Source organism: Limnoglobus roseus (assembly GCF_008254045.1).
GTDB lineage: Bacteria > Planctomycetota > Planctomycetia > Gemmatales > Gemmataceae > Limnoglobus > Limnoglobus roseus.
The window spans coordinates 4,062,290-4,080,219 of the sequence record NZ_CP042425.1 but is presented as its reverse complement, the minus strand read 5'-3'; the positions used below and the strand labels follow the sequence as shown (position 1 = coordinate 4,080,219).

Here is a 17,930-nt window from a genome sequence, read left to right as displayed (position 1 = left end):
CGATCAGTAAATGAAGCGGGCCGGCACGATTGTGCCGGCCCACTTCGTTTACCCCGATCGCGGAGTTCGAAATCAACTGTTCAGCGTCTTCATGTCGATCACGAAGCGGTACTTGACATCGCCTTTGGCCATCCGCGTGTAGGCCTCGTTGATCTGCTGGATGGGGATGAGTTCGATGTCCGAGACGATCCCCTTCTCCGAACAGTAGTCGAGCATTTCCTGCGTTTCCGGGATGCCGCCGATGCCCGACCCGGCCAGCGACCGGCGGGCGAACAGGAGTTGGAAGACGGCCGGGGACGGATGCGGGTGTTCGGGCGCACCGACGAGGACCAAGGTGCCGTCCCGCTTCAGCAGTGAGAGGAACGGATCGAGATTGTGCGAGACGGCCACCGTGTTCACGATCAGGTCGAACGACCGCTCGTGCTGCTTCATCTGGTCCGCGTCCTTCGACACCACGACCTGGTCGGCTCCGAGCCGCTTACCGTCCGCGACCTTCGAGGGTGACGTGGTGAAGAGAACCGTTTCCGCCCCGAAAGCGTGGGCGAACTTCACGCCCATGTGCCCAAGCCCGCCGAGGCCGACGATGCCGACCTTCTTGCCCGGCCCCGCCCCCCAGTGTTTGAGCGGCGAGTACAGCGTGATACCCGCGCACAAGAGCGGCGCGACTCCGGCCAAGTCGAGGTTTTCCGGCACGCGGAGGACGAACTTCTCGTCGACCACGATCCGGTCGGAGTAGCCGCCGTAGGTGACGGGGGCGGTCCCGTGCGGGTCGGCCGAGTTGTACGTGAACACCGTCTTGCCGGCGTCGCAGTACTGTTCCAGCCCTTCTCGGCAGCCCGCACACGCGCCACAAGAATCGACCATGCACCCGACCGCGACCCGGTCGCCGATCTTGTACTTCGAAACCTTCGCCCCGACCGCCGTGACCTTCCCGACGATCTCGTGCCCCGGCACGCACGGGTAAACAGTCGGCCACGCGGCCCACTCGTTGCGGGCCGTGTGTAGGTCGGAGTGGCAGACGCCGCAGTATTGAATCTCGAAGGCCACGTCCGTCGGCCCGACCTCGCGGCGAGGAATGCTGGCCGCGGCCAGTGGGGACGTGGCATTGCTCGCGCTGAACGCTTTGGCGGTCGGCATACGCTCTCTCGTGGTGGGGCGGGTACGCGACCGGGGGCGATCGCCCCCGGTTGGTAGAGACTACAGGACGCCGCCCGATTTCTTTCTCGCGGCGGTCAGGCGAGCATCTCTTTCACCACCCGGCCGTGGACGTCCGTCAGGCGGAAGTTGCGGCCGGCGTAGCGGAACGTGAGTTTCTCGTGGTCGAGGCCAAGTTGGTGAAGGATCGTCGCGTGCAGGTCGTGCATGTGGACCTTGTCCTGCACCGCGAGGTGGCCGAATTCGTCGGTCGCGCCGAACGCGAAACCGGGCTTGAAGCCGCCGCCGGCCAGCCAGACGGTGAAGCCGCCGGGGTTGTGGTCGCGGCCGGTGCCGTTCTTCTCGGCGTACGGTGTGCGGCCGAACTCGCCGCCCCACCAGACGATCGTGTCCTTCAGAAGCCCGCGCCGGTCCAGGTCGGCGAGCAGGCCGCTGATCGGCTTGTCCACCGCGTGGGCGTGGTCGCCGTGTTTCGGCAGGTTCGAGTGCTGGTCCCAGGCCGGGTTCGCGGTGTTGTCACCGTAGGTCACTTGCACGAACCGCACGCCGCTCTCGCACAGCCGGCGGGCCATCAGGCACTCGCGGCCGAACGTGTCGGTCGCCTTGTCGCCGATGCCGTAGAGGGCGAGCGTCTCCTTCGTCTCTTTGGTCAGGTCCAACACGTCGGGGGCGTTCGCCTGCATCCGGGCGGCGAGTTCGTAGGAGTTCGCCACGGCCTCCAGTTCGGCGTCGCCCGGCGTCCGCTTCAGTTGCTCGGCGTGCAGTTCACGGAGCAATTCGAACGGCGCCCCCTCGCCGCGGACGTTCCGCACGACTACCTCGGACGCCGGCCCACCAGCCTTGCCGAGCGGCGTGCCCTGGTAGACGGCCGGCAGGAAAGCGGTGCCGTAATTGCGGGCACCGCCGTTGCCGCTCGACGGGGCGATCGACACGAAGCCGGGCAGATTTTCATTCTCGCTGCCGAGGCCGTAGAGCGCCCACGATCCCATGCTCGGCCGGACGAAGTTCGTCGAGCCGCAGTGCAGGAACAGCGTAGCCGGACCGTGAGCGACGCCTTCCGTGTGCAGCGAGTGCAGGAACGTGAGTTTATCGAGGTGGTCGTTCACAGTCGGGAACAGGTCGGACGCCCACCGCCCCGATTGGCCGTGCTGGGCAAACTTCCAGAGCGGCTTCATAACCCGCTGCGACGACCCCTTGTTGCCGGTGTTGGCGATCACGCGGGCGTCGTCGAAGGCCAGCAACTTGCCGTCGTCCTTCGTCAGCCGCGGCTTGTAGTCGTAGGAATCGACGTGGCTCACACCGCCCTGCATGAACAAGAAGATCACCCGCTTCGCCTTCGCGGGGAAGTGCGACACTTTGGCAGCCAGCGGGTTCGCGGTTGCGGCCTCGGCCGTCGAAAGTCCGGCAAGGGCGAGCGCACCGAAGCCACAGCCGGTGCGGGTCAACCAATCACGGCGGGAGATGGGGAGATGCACGGGAGATCCTTTCTTATTCAGTAACCGCGTTAGTTGTTGGGGTAACGCGATCATCTGGGCAACCCGGCAACGGGCTTGATATCATTTGCCAATCACACGCCTGAATGCCGAAGGATTCTTCGGCCGACGTAATTGCTTCGGCCGAAGAATCGAACCAATGATCGGCAAACGATGGTCCGTCTTCAGTCATTCGGAAGAGGAAGAGGTACGTGCCGTCACTCGCCGGGTAGACCATAACTCGGCGAATCTCGTTTGTCGGGTTAGGAACGAGGGCGATGAATCGCATCGAATCTCTTTAGCTCGAATCAATTCACGTATCGGAAGTCGGCCGACGCGAACAACGCCTGGAACAGATTCGCCCACGTTTCCTTCGGCGCACTCCGGCTTTGCAGGTACTTCAGTGCGACGGCCCGCTCGCCGGCCGTCGGCTCGCGGCCGAGCGTCAAGCGGTAGGCTCGCGCCAGTCGCGTCTCATCGTCGGCCAACTTCTCGGCCAACAGTTTCTCGGCTGCGTGCTTCGCCTGGTCATGGGCGAACGGGCTGTTCATCAGGAACAGTGCCTGCGGGGCCACGGTACTGACGTTCCGCGTGCCGGTGACAGTGCTGGGATCGGCGAGGTCGAAGACTTCGAGCAGTTCCGGCAGGGCATTCCGAAACATCGGCAAGTACACGCTGCGGCGGGTGGACATGCCCTTGTAGCCGTAGTCGGCCGCGAGCGTCGCCGGGTAAGTCGGCCCGCCGACATCAAGGGTTAGTTGGCCGCTCACGGTCAGAATCGTATCGCGGATCGCCTCGGCTTCCAACCGGCGACGGTTCGCACGGCCGAAGAGACGGTTGTCGGGGTCGGCCCCCTCCGTCGTGCCGGTACTCGCCTGCTGGTAAGTTCGGCTGAGGACGATCTGGCGGATCAGCTTCTTCATCGACCACCCGTCGGCGACGAACCGCGTGGCGAGGTGGTCGAGCAGTTCGGGGTGCGAGGGCCGTTCGCCGGTGGTGCCGAAGTTATCGGTGGAGCGAACGATGCCCGTGCCGAGCAACCACTGCCAGGTGCGGTTGACGATCACGCGGGCCGTCAGTGGGTTGTCACGCGAGGCGATCCACTCCGCGAGTTCCCGGCGGCCACTCTGGCCCTTCGGGAAAGTCGGGGCCGGCCCGACGGTCGCCACTTGCAACACGCCGCGGGGGGCGGGTTCGCCGAGGTTGTGGACGTTACCGCGGATGTGAACCTTCGTGTCCTCGATCTGCTTCTCTTCCACCACCGAAACCACCCGCGGCCGTTTCGGCCCGCTCGCCTGCAGTCGCTTGAGTTCGGCTTCCATCGCCTTGAGCGTTTCACCGCCGGTCGTCGCCTTGACGGTTTCGACTTTCGCCCCAGTTCCGGTCGTGTCGGCCTTTTCCAGCGGCAGGAACACCACCGCGTCGGCCGTGACGTGCCCTTTCGTGTCCTCGTTGGAAACGATGACGTACCCGACGCCGCCCTTCTCGAAGCGGTACTCGCCGAGCGACACGAAGCGGGCTTCGACGGTCGGGTTCTTCTTCATGTCCACGGTGACGACCTTCTCGCCGTCGGCGCTCATCACCGTGACGGGCACGTTGTCGGCCCGCGTGGTCCCCGGCGAGTACGCCAGACGGACCTCGTATTTCCCTGGCGGCAATGCGTCGGGCTGGAAGGTCAGAGTCTTTTCACCCTTCCCCGTGTTGGCGTCGTGAACGTACCCGGCGTCGATGTAGAAATTCGAGTGCGTGGAGGCCGTCCAATCGCCGACCTTCTTGGCGGCCGCGTCGTCGACCACAATGCCCGGCACGTCTTTCGCGAGGATGACCCCACCGCCCGCCTTCGCCGTCGGCGTCTTCCCTTTCTCGGCCTTGATGCGGGCCTGGAGCGAGGCAATGGCGGCCTCGGTCTTGCGGATCGCCGGCTCGTCGGCCGGGTCGACCGGCAGGGCCACGTCGACTACCATCGAGACGTTCGCGTTCTCCAGTGCCTTCACGTTCCGCAGGACACCGGCGAGGGCGTAATAATCCTTCGTCGGGATCGGGTCGAACTTGTGGTCGTGGCACCGGGCACACGTCACGGTCTGGCCGAGGAAGCCCTTCGTAATCACGTCGAGTTGCTCGTCCACCACGTCCATGCGCAGTTGCTTCTTGTCCTGCTCTTCGAGGTTCGTGTTGCCGAGCGCAAGGAAGGCGGTGGCGGTCGTCTGCCGGCGGCGGTCCTTCCAGTCGGCCGCGGGTAGCAGGTCGCCGGCAATCTGCTCGCGAACGAATCGGTCGAACGGCACGTCCTGGTTAAACGAGTCGATGACGTAATCGCGGTACCGCCAGGCGTCGTCCAGGATGATGCCCCGCAGCGTGACCGACTCGGCGTACCGGGCCACGTCCAGCCAGTGGCGACCCCACCGCTCGCCGAACCGCGGTGACGCCAACAGTTTGTCAACGAGTTTCTCGACAGCGTCGGGCGACGTGTCCTTCGCGAACGCGGCCACCTCTTCCGGCGTCGGCGGGAGGCCGATCAAGTCGTAGTACAGCCGGCGGATCAACGTCTCGCGGTCGGCCGGCTTCGCGGGCTTCAGCCCCTTCTCGTCGAGCTTCGCCCGGATGAGCGAGTCGATGTCGCCGGGGACTGCTTTCGGCGGCAGGTACGCCCAGAACTTCCGACCGTCCTCGACACTCATGCCGACCTGCTTCCGCGGGGCAGACGAGCCGGTGCGGGGGTCGGGCGCGCCGAGTTTGATCCACTTCTCGAAATCGGCCAGCACCGCGTCGGGTAACTTCCCCTTCGGCGGCATCTTCACGTCGCCCTCGTACCGCATCGTTTGAAGCAGCAGGCTTTCCGCCGGCTTTTTCGCCACGACCGACGGGCCGCTCTCGCCGCCTTTCTGGACGCCCTCCGCGGTGTCGAGAAAGAGGTTACCCTTGAGCTTGTTGTTCTTCTCCGCCTCGGCGGAGTGGCACTTCAAGCAGTGTTCGACCAAGACTGGCCGAATCTTCTGCTCGAAGAACTCCGCCGCCTTCGGGTCGTCGGCCGACAGGCGGGAACCTGGGACAATGATCAGAAGCAGGGCCAGGGGAAGGAATGAGGCTCGAAACGGCATCACGAGACCACGGAAGAGGGTCGGGTGGGGTGTGGGGTTATTCTCTCAGAAGTGCGAAGAAAACGCAACCGCTCACGAGCGAAAACTTACCGCTCGCCGGGGCCGATGCCGAGTTGCTCGATCTTGCGGTAGAGCGAACTCAGGCCGATGCCCAGCCGCTTCGCCGCTTCCCGCTTGTCCGGCGTCTGCCGCAGGATGCGCTCGATGTGCTGTTTCTCGAACCGGGCAGCGGCGGCGTTCAGGTCGTCCACGGCCGACGGGTCGGCCGGGTCCGGGGCGATGTCCGGCGACAGGTCGGTCGGGCGAATCAGCGGGCCGTCGCCGAGGATGATCGCCCGTTGAATCGCGTTGTCCAACTCGCGGACGTTCCCCTTCCACGGGTACCGCACGAGCAGTTCCATTGCCTCGCGGTTGGCTCCGGCGAACCGCTTGCTCATCGCCCCGGCGTGCTTCGCGACGAGGTGTTCGACGAACTCCGGGATGTCCTCGCGGCGCTCCCGCAGCGGCGGCAGCAGGATCGTCACGGTGTTCAGCCGGTAAAGCAAGTCCTCGCGGAACCGGCCGGCCGCCACTTCCTGTTGCAGATCTTTGTTCGTCGCCGCGATGAGTCGGGCAGCCGTCGGCACGGGTTCGTTCGCCCCGATGGGCAGGATCTCGTGCTGCTCGATGGCCCGCAAGAGCTTCGCCTGGGTGCCGGGAGAAAGTTCGCCGATCTCGTCGAGGAAGACCGTGCCCGGCTGCGCGAACAGCCCCGCTTGGTCCGCGTCGGCCCCGGCGTAAGCCCCCTTGCAGTGGCCGAAGAGTTGGTTCTCCAACCGCTCGCCCGGCGTCGCGGCACAGTTCACGGCCACGAACCGCTTCTCCGGCCCCTTCGCCGGTTGTGCGGCCCGGTGGATGGTGCGGGCCATCAGTTTCTTGCCCGTCCCGCTCTCGCCGAGCAGGAGCACCGTGGACGGCGTCGGCCCGACCTTGCGGGCGAGTTGCACCGCCGCCTGCATCGCCGGGCTACGGCCCACGACCATGTCGGCCGCGTCGGTCTGGCGGTTCAGTTCCCGCCGCAACCACTGGTTCTCCTGGGAAATGCTCTTCTGCACCATCAGCCGGCGAATCTTCTGCGACACCTCGTGCAGCAGGATCGGCTTCATCAGGTAGTCGGACGCCCCCTTCTGGAACGCCTCGACCGCGGAATCGACCGTCGCGTAGGCCGTGATGAGCAGGACGAACGTCTCGGGATTGCTCCGCGACAGGCGTTCGAGCACTTCCAGGCCGTCCAGCCCCGGCAGGTTGATGTCGCAGATCACCACGTCGAACGCCCGCTTGCGGACGTTCGCCAGCGCGACCTCGCCGTTCTCGGCGGTCGCCACGCGAAAGCTCTGTTGTTGCAGATACTCCGCGAGTGTTTCGCGGATCAGCGGTTCGTCGTCTACGATCAGGACGGACGCGGGTTCGGGCTTGGCGATCATCACGCGACCTCGGCAGGGCGGACGGCGACCGGTTGGACGGTCGGCAATTCCACAAGAAACGTCGCTCCTTGACCGGATCGGTCCTCGAACGTCACGCGGCCGCCGTGCTCCTCGACGATCTTGCGGATCACGAACAGGCCGAGGCCGGTGCCGTGCTTCTTGGTGGTGAAATACGGTCGGAACAACTTCGGCCGCACGTCGGCGGCGATGCCCGCCCCGTCGTCGGCCACCCGGAGCACGACCGTCAGCCCCTCGGTGCGGGCGGAGACGGTAATGCGGCCGCCCTTCCCCGTCGCGTCGATGGCGTTGAGGACGAGGTTGAAGACGATCTGCACGAGTTGGTCGTGCACGCCGGGAACCAGCGGCAGACCGTCCGGCACCTCGGCGGCGAGGACGCGGTTTTTGCCGCCCTTGTAGAACTTCGCGATCCCCAGAGCCTCGTCGACGATGTCGCGGATCGAGGCGTTCACCCGCTGTGTGCTGGCCGGGCGGCTGAAGTTAACGAGTTCCCGGAGGATCGTCTGAATCCGCGCGAGTTGCCCGCCGACCTGCCCGAGCTTGTTCCGCGTGTACTCGTCCAGGTCACGCTGTTCGAGTACCTGCACCAGCGAACTGATCGACGTGAGGGGGTTGCCGACCTCGTGCGCGATGCCGGCGGCGAGGAGGCCGAACGCGGCCATCTTCTCCTGGTGCAACACCTGAGCCTGCGTCTCTTCGAGTTCCCGCGTCCGCTCGGCGATGCGCGTCTCCAATTGATTTTTGTTCTCGCGCAACTCCCCGTTCAAGAGCCGGAGTTGTTCGCCGGCCCGCTTCAAGAGCTTCGCCAGTGCGCTCGTCGCCCACGCGATCCAGACGAGCAGCACCATCAGCGGTAGCACCAACTGCGGCTCGCGGTCCGCGGCGGGTTGCATCGCGTAGAGGACCAGGTAGCTGAGGCAGTCGAGCCCACAGGTGATGAACGTCGTCCGCGGCGAGAACCGGATGGCACAGCAGACGAGCGAGAGCAGGTAGTAGTAACGGAACGGGCTTTCGAGGCCGCCCTGAAAGTAGCAGAGCAGGCCGATGAAGAAGCTCTCAAGCACCGAGATCACGAGCGGGTGGTCGCGGAGGACAACCCGCCGGCGCGTGAAGAAGAACGTGTCGAGGAGCGTGAACCCGAGGCCGAGGAGCAGGATCAAGTTCAACGGTCGCGGATCTGCGGTCGGTGAGCCGAAGTTGGCGAGGACGGCCCCGACGATCAAGCCGAACCAGCGGATTTTCACCGCAATGGACTCGGCCGCTAAGTCCCAATCCTCATCCGTCGGAGTCGGGGCGAGTTGCGAGAGGTACTCCCGTGGCATGAGGATAGTCTAGCGGCCGTCACGGGAAAGCGAGGTTACTTCGCCCCGATCGCCCAGAGATTCTCGAAGCCGCGGAGGTAAACCCGCCCGCCGGACACGGCCGGTGACGCCGCGAAGTTGTCGGGCAGTTTGTTCGTCGCCAGCACCTCGAACTCGCGGCCCGGCTTCACCACCACGGTCGATTGATCCCGGCCCAGAAGGTAGATCTTGCCGTCGGCGTACACCGGGTTGGCCCGGTGACGCATGTTCGTGACCTTCTCACTGTAGACGGCCTTGCCGGTCTTCGCCTCGTAGCAGTACAGCACACCGCCCTCGCCCTGAATGTACAGAAGGTCGTCCACGAGCAACGGCGACGGCACGTCGGGAGTGTTCTTCGGCAGTCGCCACAGTTCGGCCGGGCTGCCCGGCACGATGAGGCCCTTCGCCTTCGCCGGGTCGATGCCGACGGTCACGCCGTTCTTGCACGACGGCACCACGATCAGGTCGGGCGTCACCAGCGGCGACGAAACCGCTCGCCAGTTATTGTTGTACTTGGCCTTCGGGTTCAGATCGCCGACCCGCCAGACCTCGTCGCCGTTGTCCAACTTGTGGGCGGTGCAGTAGTCGTTGCCGTGCGAAATGAGCAGCGCCTGGTCGCCCTTCTCCCAGATGAACGGCGAGGCGTACACGTCCGGCGACTCGCCGCGGCCGTCGCTCTGCCGCTTGTGCTGCCAGATTTCCTTGCCGGTCGCTGCGTCGAGGGCGACGAGCAACTGCGCCTTGCGGTGCAACAGCGACAGGTACAGCCGGCCCTTGTAAAGCACCGGCGTCTGGTGAACGCCGAATTGAATGTTGAACTCGCCGTACTTCTTCTGCGAGTCAAGGTCCCAGACCTTGTTGCCTTCGAAATCGTAGGCCGCGACCTCACCCGACCCGACGAACGCGAAGACAAGTTTGCCGTCGGTGCTGCACGACGCGGAGGCGTCGTTCCCCTCGTCGTTGCGGTACGGCTTCCCCTTGCTCGTGCCGAGCTTCTTGCTCCACTTCGCCTTGCCGTCGGTGGTAATGCAGTGGACCACAATGTCGGTCCCTTCCTGCGTCGTTAGGAAGATGCTCTCCCCCCAGATGCACGGCGTCGAAGCCCCAGGACCGGGCAGGCGAATCTTCCATACGACGCTGTTCTTCTCGTCCCACTTGACCGGCAGGCCCGTTTCGGAACTGTGGCCGTCGTTCTTCGGGCCACGCCACTGCGGCCAGTTCTCGGCGCTCGCGACCAGGGCGCTCCCGAGCACGATCAGGGTGGAAAGCAGGGTTCGCATACTCGTTCCAGGGGAAAGTGAACCGGGGCGGGAGTTGTCTCTCAAAACGGTGGCGGCGTGTGGTGGCGACATTCTACCATCAGAACCCGCGAAGGGTCAGGTGGTTCTTCCAACTCCAGCGGTTCGTGAAGAAGTCCTTCGCCGAGAGGTAACCGCGGGTGTACAGTTGGTCCTTCTGGTCGGCCGTCAGGCCGAACTGCGTGGCGGAGATGTTCAGCCCGGTCAGGTCCAGGTCGATGACGCGCCCCTGGTGTCGCTGACTCAGGTAGCGGCGGTCGCCGGCCAGCATCATCGTCTTCAACATCGACGACAGGAGGTCCGTGGCCTTTTCGATCGGCAGCGGCAGGGCGTCGGCCTTGTCCACGAGGCGGAAGCCGAACGTCGGCCACTCGGGCTTCTTGTTCGGCGTGTCGTCGTCGTAGATCCACAGCGGGAAGTTGCTGAGGATGCCGCCGTCCACGATTCGGCTACTTTCGAGGGTGCCGGGTTCGAAGAAGAACGGAATGCTCATCGACAGCCGCACGGCTTCCGCCACGCTGAACGCCCGCTGTTTGGGCGTCAGCGGCGGCCGGTACTCGACCTTCCCGGCTTGCACCGTACTCGTCGCCCCCTCCGCCGCGCGGGCCGGCGTTCCGCGGGCCGGTTCCAGGTCGTCCGGCAGCACTTTCATCTCGCCGCGGGTCACGTCGGAGACGACGATCTTTAGCTGTCGGTCGTTCGCCAGAGCACTCTTGTCCCACATCTCGCCGAAGCTTTGCTTGCCGGCCCACTTCAGCACCTCGTCGAGCCACACCTTGAACGGCTCCGACGAATACTGCCCCAGCGTGCCGGTCATGGCCAGATTCGTCAGCAGCAGGATCGGGTGATCGAGGTCGTCGCTCGGGTCGCCGTTGAAGATCATTCGGCTCGTCTTCTTCGACAGGAAAGTCATGAAGTCGAGGTGCGCGAGAATCTGCTCGAGTTGGTCGATGTTCAGGTCGGCGGCCAGCAGGCTGGCGGTGATCGCCCCGGCCGACGTGCCGGCGACGCCGTGCCAGCGGATGCCAACTTCCGAGCACAGCCGGACCGCCCCGAGGAACGCGATGCCGAGGACGCCGCCTCCTTCAAAGACCGCGTCGGCGTCGAAAAATTGGTCCACCCGCGCCAGCGGGGCCATGTTCGCCTCGACCTTCGCCCGCTCGGCCGCACTCAAGTACAGCCCGAACTTCCGCCGCGTTTCCACGGGGTTCCAAACTCCGGCCATCTTCCGCCTCCGGTGGGTCGGATCAATATAGGTTCGAACGGCCGGGCATGTAGGTCGGCCGTGACCGCGACCGATCGACCACACTTTCCCCGTTCGGCTTGTCCGGCACGGCGTCGGCCCACTACGATAACTCATTCTGGACTCCCGCACCCTGCTCGGACGCGCCATGCCCTCACCATCGACGAAGCCCGCCAGTTCGCCGCCGCCCGCCGCCCCGAGCTTTGACCCGACCAACCCGTTCATCGTGCAGTCGGACCGCTCGATCCTCGTTGAAGTCGACAACCCGAAGTACGCCGCCGCCCGCGACGCCCTGGCCCCGTTCGCCGAGTTGGAGAAAAGCCCGGAGCACATCCACACGTACCGCGTCAGCAACCTGTCGCTCTGGAACGCGGCCGCCGCCGGCATCACGGCCGAGGACATGCTCGGCGTCCTGGCGATGTACACGAAGTTCCCGATCCCCGCGAACATCCCGGCCGACATCACCGAGACGGTCAGCCGCTACGGCCGCGTGAAACTGGAGCGCGTGGACGACACCCTGATGCGGCTCGTCTGCCGTGACAAGCCGCTGTTGGAAGAACTGTCGCGGCAAAAGAAGCTGCAAGAGTACCTCGGCGAACGGCTCGACGGGCTGAGTTTCGCCATCCAGCCCCGGCACCGCGGCGTCTTGAAACAAGGTCTGATCGCGGTCGGCTACCCGGCAGAGGACTTGGCCGGGTACACCGAAGGGGCCGACCTGCCGGTGCAATTGCGGGAAGTCGCCACGACCGGCCTGCCGTTCCACGTGCGCGACTACCAGAAGGACGCGGCCGCCGTCTTCCACGCCGGCGGCGACGTTCGCGGCGGGTCCGGCGTGATCGTGCTGCCGTGCGGTGCCGGCAAGACCATCGTCGGCGTGTGCGCGATGGCCCTGTTGCAGAAGTCCACGCTCGTGCTGACGACGAGCGTGACGGCCGTGAAGCAGTGGATTCGCGAAATCATCGACAAGTCCACGCTAACGGCCGAAGACGTGAAGGAGTACACCGGCGAACTGAAGGAGATCGGCAACGTCACGGTCGCGACCTACCAGATCATCACCTATCGCCCCGGCAAGAAGCGGAAGAAAAAGGGCGGGAACGACGACGAGGAACTGCCCGACGACGAAGCGGCGGACATCGTCGAAGAGGAGATGGAAGAAGAGGAAACCAGCCGTCGCGGGCCGGGGTCGCCGGAGGATTACCCACACTTTAAACTCTTCGAGCAGCGGGACTGGGGGCTCATCATTTATGACGAAGTCCACCTGCTGCCCGCCCCGGTCTTCCGCGTGACGGCCCAGATTCAGGCCCGCCGCCGCCTCGGGCTGACGGCCACCCTGATTCGCGAGGACCAGCGAGAAGGGGACGTGTTCACCCTGATCGGGCCGAAGAAGTACGACGTGCCGTGGCGGGAACTCGAAACGAAGGGCTGGATCGCGTCGGCGTCCTGTTCCGAGATTCGCGTCGGCCTGCCGGACGACAAGGCGCGGATGGAATACGCCGTCGCCGAGTGGCGGCAGAAGTACCGCCTGGCGAGCGAGAACCCGCTGAAGGACGAGATCGTCGCGAAGTTGCTCGAACAGTACGCCGACCAGCGGGTTATCGTGATCGGCCAGTACCTGTCGCAGTTGAAGAACATCAGCAAGCGGTTCGACCTACCGCTCATCACCGGTTCGACACCGAACGCCGAGCGCGAACTGCTGTACAACCAGTTCCGCCGCGGCGAGGTCCGGCACCTTGTGCTCTCGAAGGTCGGCAACTTCGCCATCGACCTGCCGGACGCGAACGTGCTGATCCAGATTTCCGGCACGTTCGGCAGTCGGCAGGAAGAGGCGCAACGACTCGGCCGCGTGCTCCGGCCGAAGGGCGACGGCAGCGACGCCCACTTCTACACGGTCATCACCCGCGACACGAAGGAACTCGACTTCGCACAGCACCGACAGATGTTCCTGACTGAGCAGGGCTACAGCTACGAAATCCTCGACGAGCGCCGCTTCCTGCCCGCCCCGCCCCCCGTGGAGACGACGTGAACGACACCGCCCCCTCGCCACGCCTGGCCGCGAAGTTGCACCGCCGCGTTTGCTTCGTGATGACGGAGGACGCGGTGCTCGCCCAGGAACTGCTCGCCCGCAAGAAGTTGGCGGGCGACGTCGTGGGCCGACTGTCCGACCGCGTGCTGCTCATCCGGCCGGGGCGGGTCGAGGCGGTTCTGGACGAACTTCGCAAGATGGGCCATACCCCCCAAGTCGTTAACCGGACGGAGTCGTAGAACGACAGAATGCCTCCACCGATCGCGGACTATACGACCTGGACCGAGCGCGTCCGTGAAACCCTGGACCGCTACGCCGAACCCCTGTCCCGCGCCGTGTCGGCACGACTCGTTCAGCCCAAGATCGGGCAGACGGTCGAAGACCTGGCCGACAAGGCCGCCGCCACGCAGACGAACGCCCCGGTTATCGACCGCCGCATCCGCGAACTGCCGGAGGGGCCGCAAACCCTACTCCGACTGGTCGGCCTCAGCCGCCAACCCATCTGGAACGTCGGGCAACTCATCACCCTCTCGGCCGCCGCGGGCCACGCGGACGGCTTCGCGCCGCTGCAATCGCTGCTGGAAGCCGGGCTGATCTTCCCAACACAGACGCCCGGAAACGCGCCGATCACGGACTTCACCGCGTGGTTCGGCGGGGCCGGAATGCTGGCCGCGAGCGTATTCGTCCACCCGGCCGTGGCCGCCCGCTCGCGAGAAATCGGCACCGGAGAGGACCGCAAAAAGGCTCGCGCCGCCCCGACCCCGACGGCCGGCGGTGACGGCCTCGACTGGCCCCTTCGCCTCGCGGCAGTCTGGCAACGGACGCGGCAACTGCCGGTGAAGATGACGCAGGCGAAACTGCTGTTCAAGCGTGACCTGACCCGCCTGCAAGCCGACGACCTGCTCGCCGCCCCACTGATCGACGTGCCCGAAAAGGTCGCCGACCCCGGCGTTCTCGCGTTCGAGTGGGCCGCCGCCGCCGGCATGTTCCGCCCGATCGAGATGGAATACCACGCCGACGCCGTCCTCGGTTCGTGGCCGGCCGGCCTGTGGGCGCTCCTCACCCACCTGTTCGCCGCGTTCTTCCAGGTCGAGACGTGGGACCCGCTCAAGGGCTACGCGCCGAGTGACACCGCACTGTCACCGACGGCGACGGCGGCCCTGATCCTCTTCGACCAGATGGCCCTCACGCCGGGCAAGGGGAAGACGGCCGCCGACCTCGCCGCCCCGCTCTGGGACCGCCACCCGTCGTTCCCGTCGGCCCTCTCGCGGGAGGCGGCCAAAACGCAAGGGGCGGGCTGGGTCGAGGCCCTCTTGCTGACCGTCGCAGTACCGCTACGGGTCGTGGAGGTGCAGGCGGGCGAGCCGCGGACGTTCCGCCTGTCGGACTTCGGCCGTTACCTGTTTTGTGGCGAGCCGGAGCCACAACCGCCGGCGGCCTTCCCGCAGACGCTCATGGTGCAGCCGAACGCGGAGGTGCTGGTCTACCGCCAAGGGCTGACGCCGCCGCTGATCGCGGAACTATCGCGGTTCGCCGCGTGGAAGCAGATCGGCCCGGCCTGTACGCTGGAACTGAACGCCGAGGAGACGTACCACGGCCTCGAATCCGGGCTGACGCTCGCGGGCATCAAGCAGACACTCGACCGCCACGCGATGCGGCCGGTCCCGAACAACGTGGCCGACCTGCTCCGCCGGTGGGCCGACAAGCGGGAGCGAATCACCGTCTACCCGACGGCCACGCTCGTCGAATTCACCACGCCGGCCGACCTCGACCTGGCCCTATCGCGCGGCCTCGTCGCCATCAAGTTAACGGACCTCATCGGCCTGACCGCCGACGGTCGCGAGCCGGAATTCAAGGCCCTGCGGCTGATCGGCAACCGCGAGTACGACGCAAAGCCGGTCAAGTGCCTCACCATCGCCGACGACGGGCTGACGATCGCCGTGGACCCGGTGCAAGCCGACCTGCTGCTGGAAGCGGAGATCGCCCGCCTCGCGGAACCGCTGCCCGTCACTGGCAACGGCCCGCGCCAGTTCCGCCTCACGCCGCGAACGCTTCGTCAGGCCACTGAGCAAGGGCAATCGCTCGACGAGTTGGACCGCTGGTTCGTGTCCCGCACGGGTAATCCGCTCACTCCCGCCGGCCGACTGTTCGTCACGGGGCCGACGGTATCGTCGCCGGTCACGGAGACGTGCCGAATCGTGCGGTTGTCGTCGGTCGAAATCGCGGACGGAATTGTGCAGTGGCCGGAGACCTGCGGGCTAATTCTGGACCGCCTTGGCCCGACCGTGGTGATGATCGAGGAAGAAAACCTGACTCGCCTGCGGGAAGTGTTGGCGGAAATCGGGGTGCAGTTGAAAGATTCGCAGCCTACGTAAGCTCGACGATGGGGGCCAGAATCTCCAGCACTTCGATGGCCGGACGGCCGTCGGTGTCGATCACGCCGAGGCGGCCGTAAAGGGCCTCATCACCGGCCGCGTGGAACCACTCCCGCATCGCGGCGTTCGGCGTGACCTTCACGAAACCCGTCGGCCGAACCTGCCGCAGAACGTCGTTCTGTATCAGCACGCGGCCGAGCGGCGTTTGGCCCGCGACGATCTGCTCGCGGACGAGCGGCGCGAGTTGGGCCAAGTCGATCCGCACGATCCCGAACTGCACAACCTTCCCCGACCCGGCTAGCGTGAGCAGAATCTTCCGCGAATAGTCGTCGCCGTCGACCCGCGTCTCCAACACCCGCACGTTCACGCGATCACCGTAGAACTGCTCGACCGTCACCGTCATGTGGTGGTTGTGGACGAGCAGCGAGCGGTACGGCGATGGCATGTCGAGTGGCCCGACCGGCCCCGCGGCGGGGATACCGTCGGCGTCCGGGAGCAGTGCGTACAGCTCGTCGTAATCGGGGGTCGGTTGCACGGCAGGCTCGGCGAGGTGGGTGCTCATACCCGGAAGTACCGCCATCGACGGAGGGTCTTTCCGGGAGAGGGCAAAACTTTAGCTCCCGACCACGGCCATCCGGGCCGTCGGCAGGCCGAGCGGCACGGAAAACGTCGTAGCCACCGGCGGTTCGACCGGAACGGTCGCCCGTTCCAGCACGGTGTCGGCGAGGTAGTAGAGCAACTCGCGGAACGGTTCGCACTCGACCGCGTCGGCCAACGATTCCGCCTTCGCCCGGAACTTCTCGATCAGCTTGTCGGCCTTCTCGAAGACCTGCGTGCGGAAGTAGATCGCCCGCACCCGCTCCACGATTTCTTCCGGCGTGCGGTTCGACTGCGCGTTCGCGATCTTCAGCAGTTCCGCCTTGTCGGTCGGGTTCGCCGATTCCAGGGCGAGCGCGAACAGCAGCGTCGGCCGCGCCGAAAGCACGTCCTGCCCGCTCACGAGTTTGTTGTCCTCGTCGCCGGTCCAGTCCTTGAGGTCGTTCAAAATCTGGAACGCGACGCCGACGTTCCGCGAGAAGTCCGGGATGAGCTTCTCGTACTCCCCGATCGGCCCGGCGAGGCGGACGCCGGTGTAGAGGGCGGCCTCGAACGCCGGGGAGGTTTTGAGAGCGTAAATCTTCAGAGCGTCCATCGGCGTCAGCGCCTTCTCGGCCGCGTCCCGCCACAACAGTTCGGCCCCCTGCCCTTCGCTGAGCTTGATGTGCGCGTCGGCGAGTTTGTCGAGAATGTCGGCGGCGACTTCCGCCCCGAGCGATTGCCGGTCGCGGCTGACGAGGCGATACCCGAGGCCGATGAGGTAGTCGCCGAGGTTGATCGCCGTGCCGATACCGTGAACGCGGTGCAGTGTCTGTTCGCCGTAACGGTAGGCGTCGTCGTCCTCAATGTCGTCGTGAACCAGCGACGCCTTGTGGAAGGTTTCAATCGCCATCGCGGCCCGCTTCACGCTGTCGCTGAACTGCCAGCCCTCATCGCTCGTGGTCGCCTTGCCACCGGTGAGGGCGTCGTAGGTCGCGAGCGTGATGAACGGCCGGGAGCGTTTGCCGCCGCGACCGAGGAAGTCGTAGGCAATCGCCTCGTGCCTCGCCAGCGGGTCGTTCGCTGCCCCGCCACGGCGAGCCGGCGGCGCAAGGCGAGACAGTTCCGGTTCCTCGAACATTTGGTTCGCGGCCCGCATCAAGCGGACGTAGGTCTTCGTCTGCTGCTCCGGCGGCGCGGTCTTCAGGTCGATCATGTCGAACACCCAGTCCTGATCGACCGACGTGTTCTTGCAGTTGCTCGACAACAGCGGCGTCGCCACGCACGGGATGCCGGCGAGCAGCACCTTGTCGAACGCCTTCTCCAGCACGTTCAGGCAGGCCACGCCGACGATCGCATCGACGTGGCCGGACATGATGATCTTGAGGACGATCGGCGTCCCCTCGCTGACGAGCACCTTGTACCCGAGTTGTTCGGCCTTCGTCTTGTAGTCGGCCACGCTGCACGCGCCGCACTTCTCGCAGTCGAGGCCGAACTCGTCGTACTCGGCCGGGCACCCTTCCGCGTTCTTCAAGCAGTGCGGCAGGAGCATCAACCGGCGGTGGAACGGAATGCCCGCGACCTGTTCTCGCCAGAAGGCGTTCGTCAGCATCACCATCGTGAAGCCGAGGTACTGATCGCCGAGGCCGAGCGAACTTAGCAAGGCGTCGGCCAACTCGCGGGACGTATCTCGAGTGAGCGGGTTCGACTTGTCGAGCTTCGCGACGGCGGCGGTCGCGGCGTCCCGGATGCGGTCGCGGTTGGCGCGTGTCTCCGGCACGACCTTGAACGCGGCGGTGTTCGGCTTCTTGGGCTTGCCTTCCGAAGGTGCGTTGGGTGGAAGATCGGCGGTCATCACGATCGCATTCC

13 protein-coding genes are annotated in these 17,930 nt (G+C 65.6%); 3 read left to right on the top strand and 10 right to left on the bottom strand.

Annotated elements, in window-relative coordinates; all coding sequences use genetic code 11:
* Positions 1-72: 72 nt before the first annotated feature.
* The 8 genes from PX52LOC_RS16950 to PX52LOC_RS16920 form a co-directional block, all read right to left on the bottom strand.
* Positions 73-1,137 (bottom strand): NAD(P)-dependent alcohol dehydrogenase, encoded by a 1,065-nt coding sequence (locus PX52LOC_RS16950; RefSeq protein ID WP_149111219.1) that lies wholly within the window; start codon positions 1,135-1,137, stop codon positions 73-75.
* Positions 1,138-1,232: 95 nt separating this feature from the next.
* A complete protein-coding gene (locus tag PX52LOC_RS16945; protein ID WP_246173746.1) occupies positions 1,233-2,630 on the bottom strand; it encodes a DUF1501 domain-containing protein in 1,398 nt (465 codons plus the stop codon).
* Positions 2,631-2,643: 13 nt separating this feature from the next.
* Entirely contained in the window at positions 2,644-2,916 is a 273-nt protein-coding gene (locus PX52LOC_RS40615) for a hypothetical protein (protein WP_168218706.1), read from the bottom strand.
* Positions 2,917-2,935: 19 nt separating this feature from the next.
* Positions 2,936-5,725 (bottom strand): DUF1553 domain-containing protein, encoded by a 2,790-nt coding sequence (locus PX52LOC_RS16940; protein WP_149111217.1) that lies wholly within the window; start codon positions 5,723-5,725, stop codon positions 2,936-2,938.
* Between the two features lie 86 nt (positions 5,726-5,811).
* A complete protein-coding gene (locus PX52LOC_RS16935) occupies positions 5,812-7,188 on the bottom strand; it encodes a sigma-54-dependent transcriptional regulator (protein WP_149111216.1) in 1,377 nt (458 codons plus the stop codon).
* Complete coding sequence (locus tag PX52LOC_RS16930) at positions 7,188-8,528, bottom strand: sensor histidine kinase (RefSeq protein ID WP_149111215.1); 1,341 nt, start codon at positions 8,526-8,528, stop codon at positions 7,188-7,190. Before PX52LOC_RS16930 ends, PX52LOC_RS16935 begins: the two co-directional genes overlap by 1 nt.
* Positions 8,529-8,563: 35 nt before the next feature.
* Positions 8,564-9,826 (bottom strand): outer membrane protein assembly factor BamB family protein, encoded by a 1,263-nt coding sequence (locus PX52LOC_RS16925; protein WP_149111214.1) that lies wholly within the window; start codon positions 9,824-9,826, stop codon positions 8,564-8,566.
* A 79-nt stretch (positions 9,827-9,905) separates the two neighbouring features.
* Entirely contained in the window at positions 9,906-11,069 is a 1,164-nt protein-coding gene (locus PX52LOC_RS16920; protein ID WP_149111213.1) for a patatin-like phospholipase family protein, read from the bottom strand.
* Positions 11,070-11,235: 166 nt separating this feature from the next.
* Here PX52LOC_RS16920 and PX52LOC_RS16915 point away from each other — a divergent pair, with 166 nt between their 5' ends.
* From PX52LOC_RS16915 to PX52LOC_RS16905, 3 genes are read left to right on the top strand one after another with little or no spacing between them, the layout of a single operon-like run.
* Positions 11,236-13,110 carry a helicase-associated domain-containing protein gene (locus PX52LOC_RS16915; protein ID WP_149111212.1) on the top strand — a complete coding sequence of 625 codons (1,875 nt, stop codon included), beginning with the start codon at positions 11,236-11,238 and terminating at the stop codon, positions 13,108-13,110.
* Positions 13,107-13,349 (top strand): hypothetical protein, encoded by a 243-nt coding sequence (locus PX52LOC_RS16910; RefSeq protein ID WP_246173745.1) that lies wholly within the window; start codon positions 13,107-13,109, stop codon positions 13,347-13,349. Before PX52LOC_RS16915 ends, PX52LOC_RS16910 begins: the two co-directional genes overlap by 4 nt.
* Before the next feature lie 9 nt (positions 13,350-13,358).
* Positions 13,359-15,485, top strand: a complete 2,127-nt coding sequence (locus PX52LOC_RS16905; RefSeq protein ID WP_149111211.1) for a hypothetical protein — start codon at positions 13,359-13,361, stop codon at positions 15,483-15,485.
* Here the strand turns inward: PX52LOC_RS16905 and PX52LOC_RS16900 are convergent.
* Positions 15,478-16,047: a hypothetical protein gene (locus tag PX52LOC_RS16900; RefSeq protein WP_149111210.1), complete on the bottom strand. Its 570-nt coding sequence runs from the start codon at positions 16,045-16,047 to the stop codon at positions 15,478-15,480. The two genes, PX52LOC_RS16905 and PX52LOC_RS16900, sit on opposite strands and share 8 nt — an antisense overlap.
* 51 nt (positions 16,048-16,098) lie before the next feature.
* Complete coding sequence (locus tag PX52LOC_RS16895; RefSeq protein ID WP_149111209.1) at positions 16,099-17,916, bottom strand: polyprenyl synthetase family protein; 1,818 nt, start codon at positions 17,914-17,916, stop codon at positions 16,099-16,101.
* Positions 17,917-17,930: the final 14 nt, after the last annotated feature.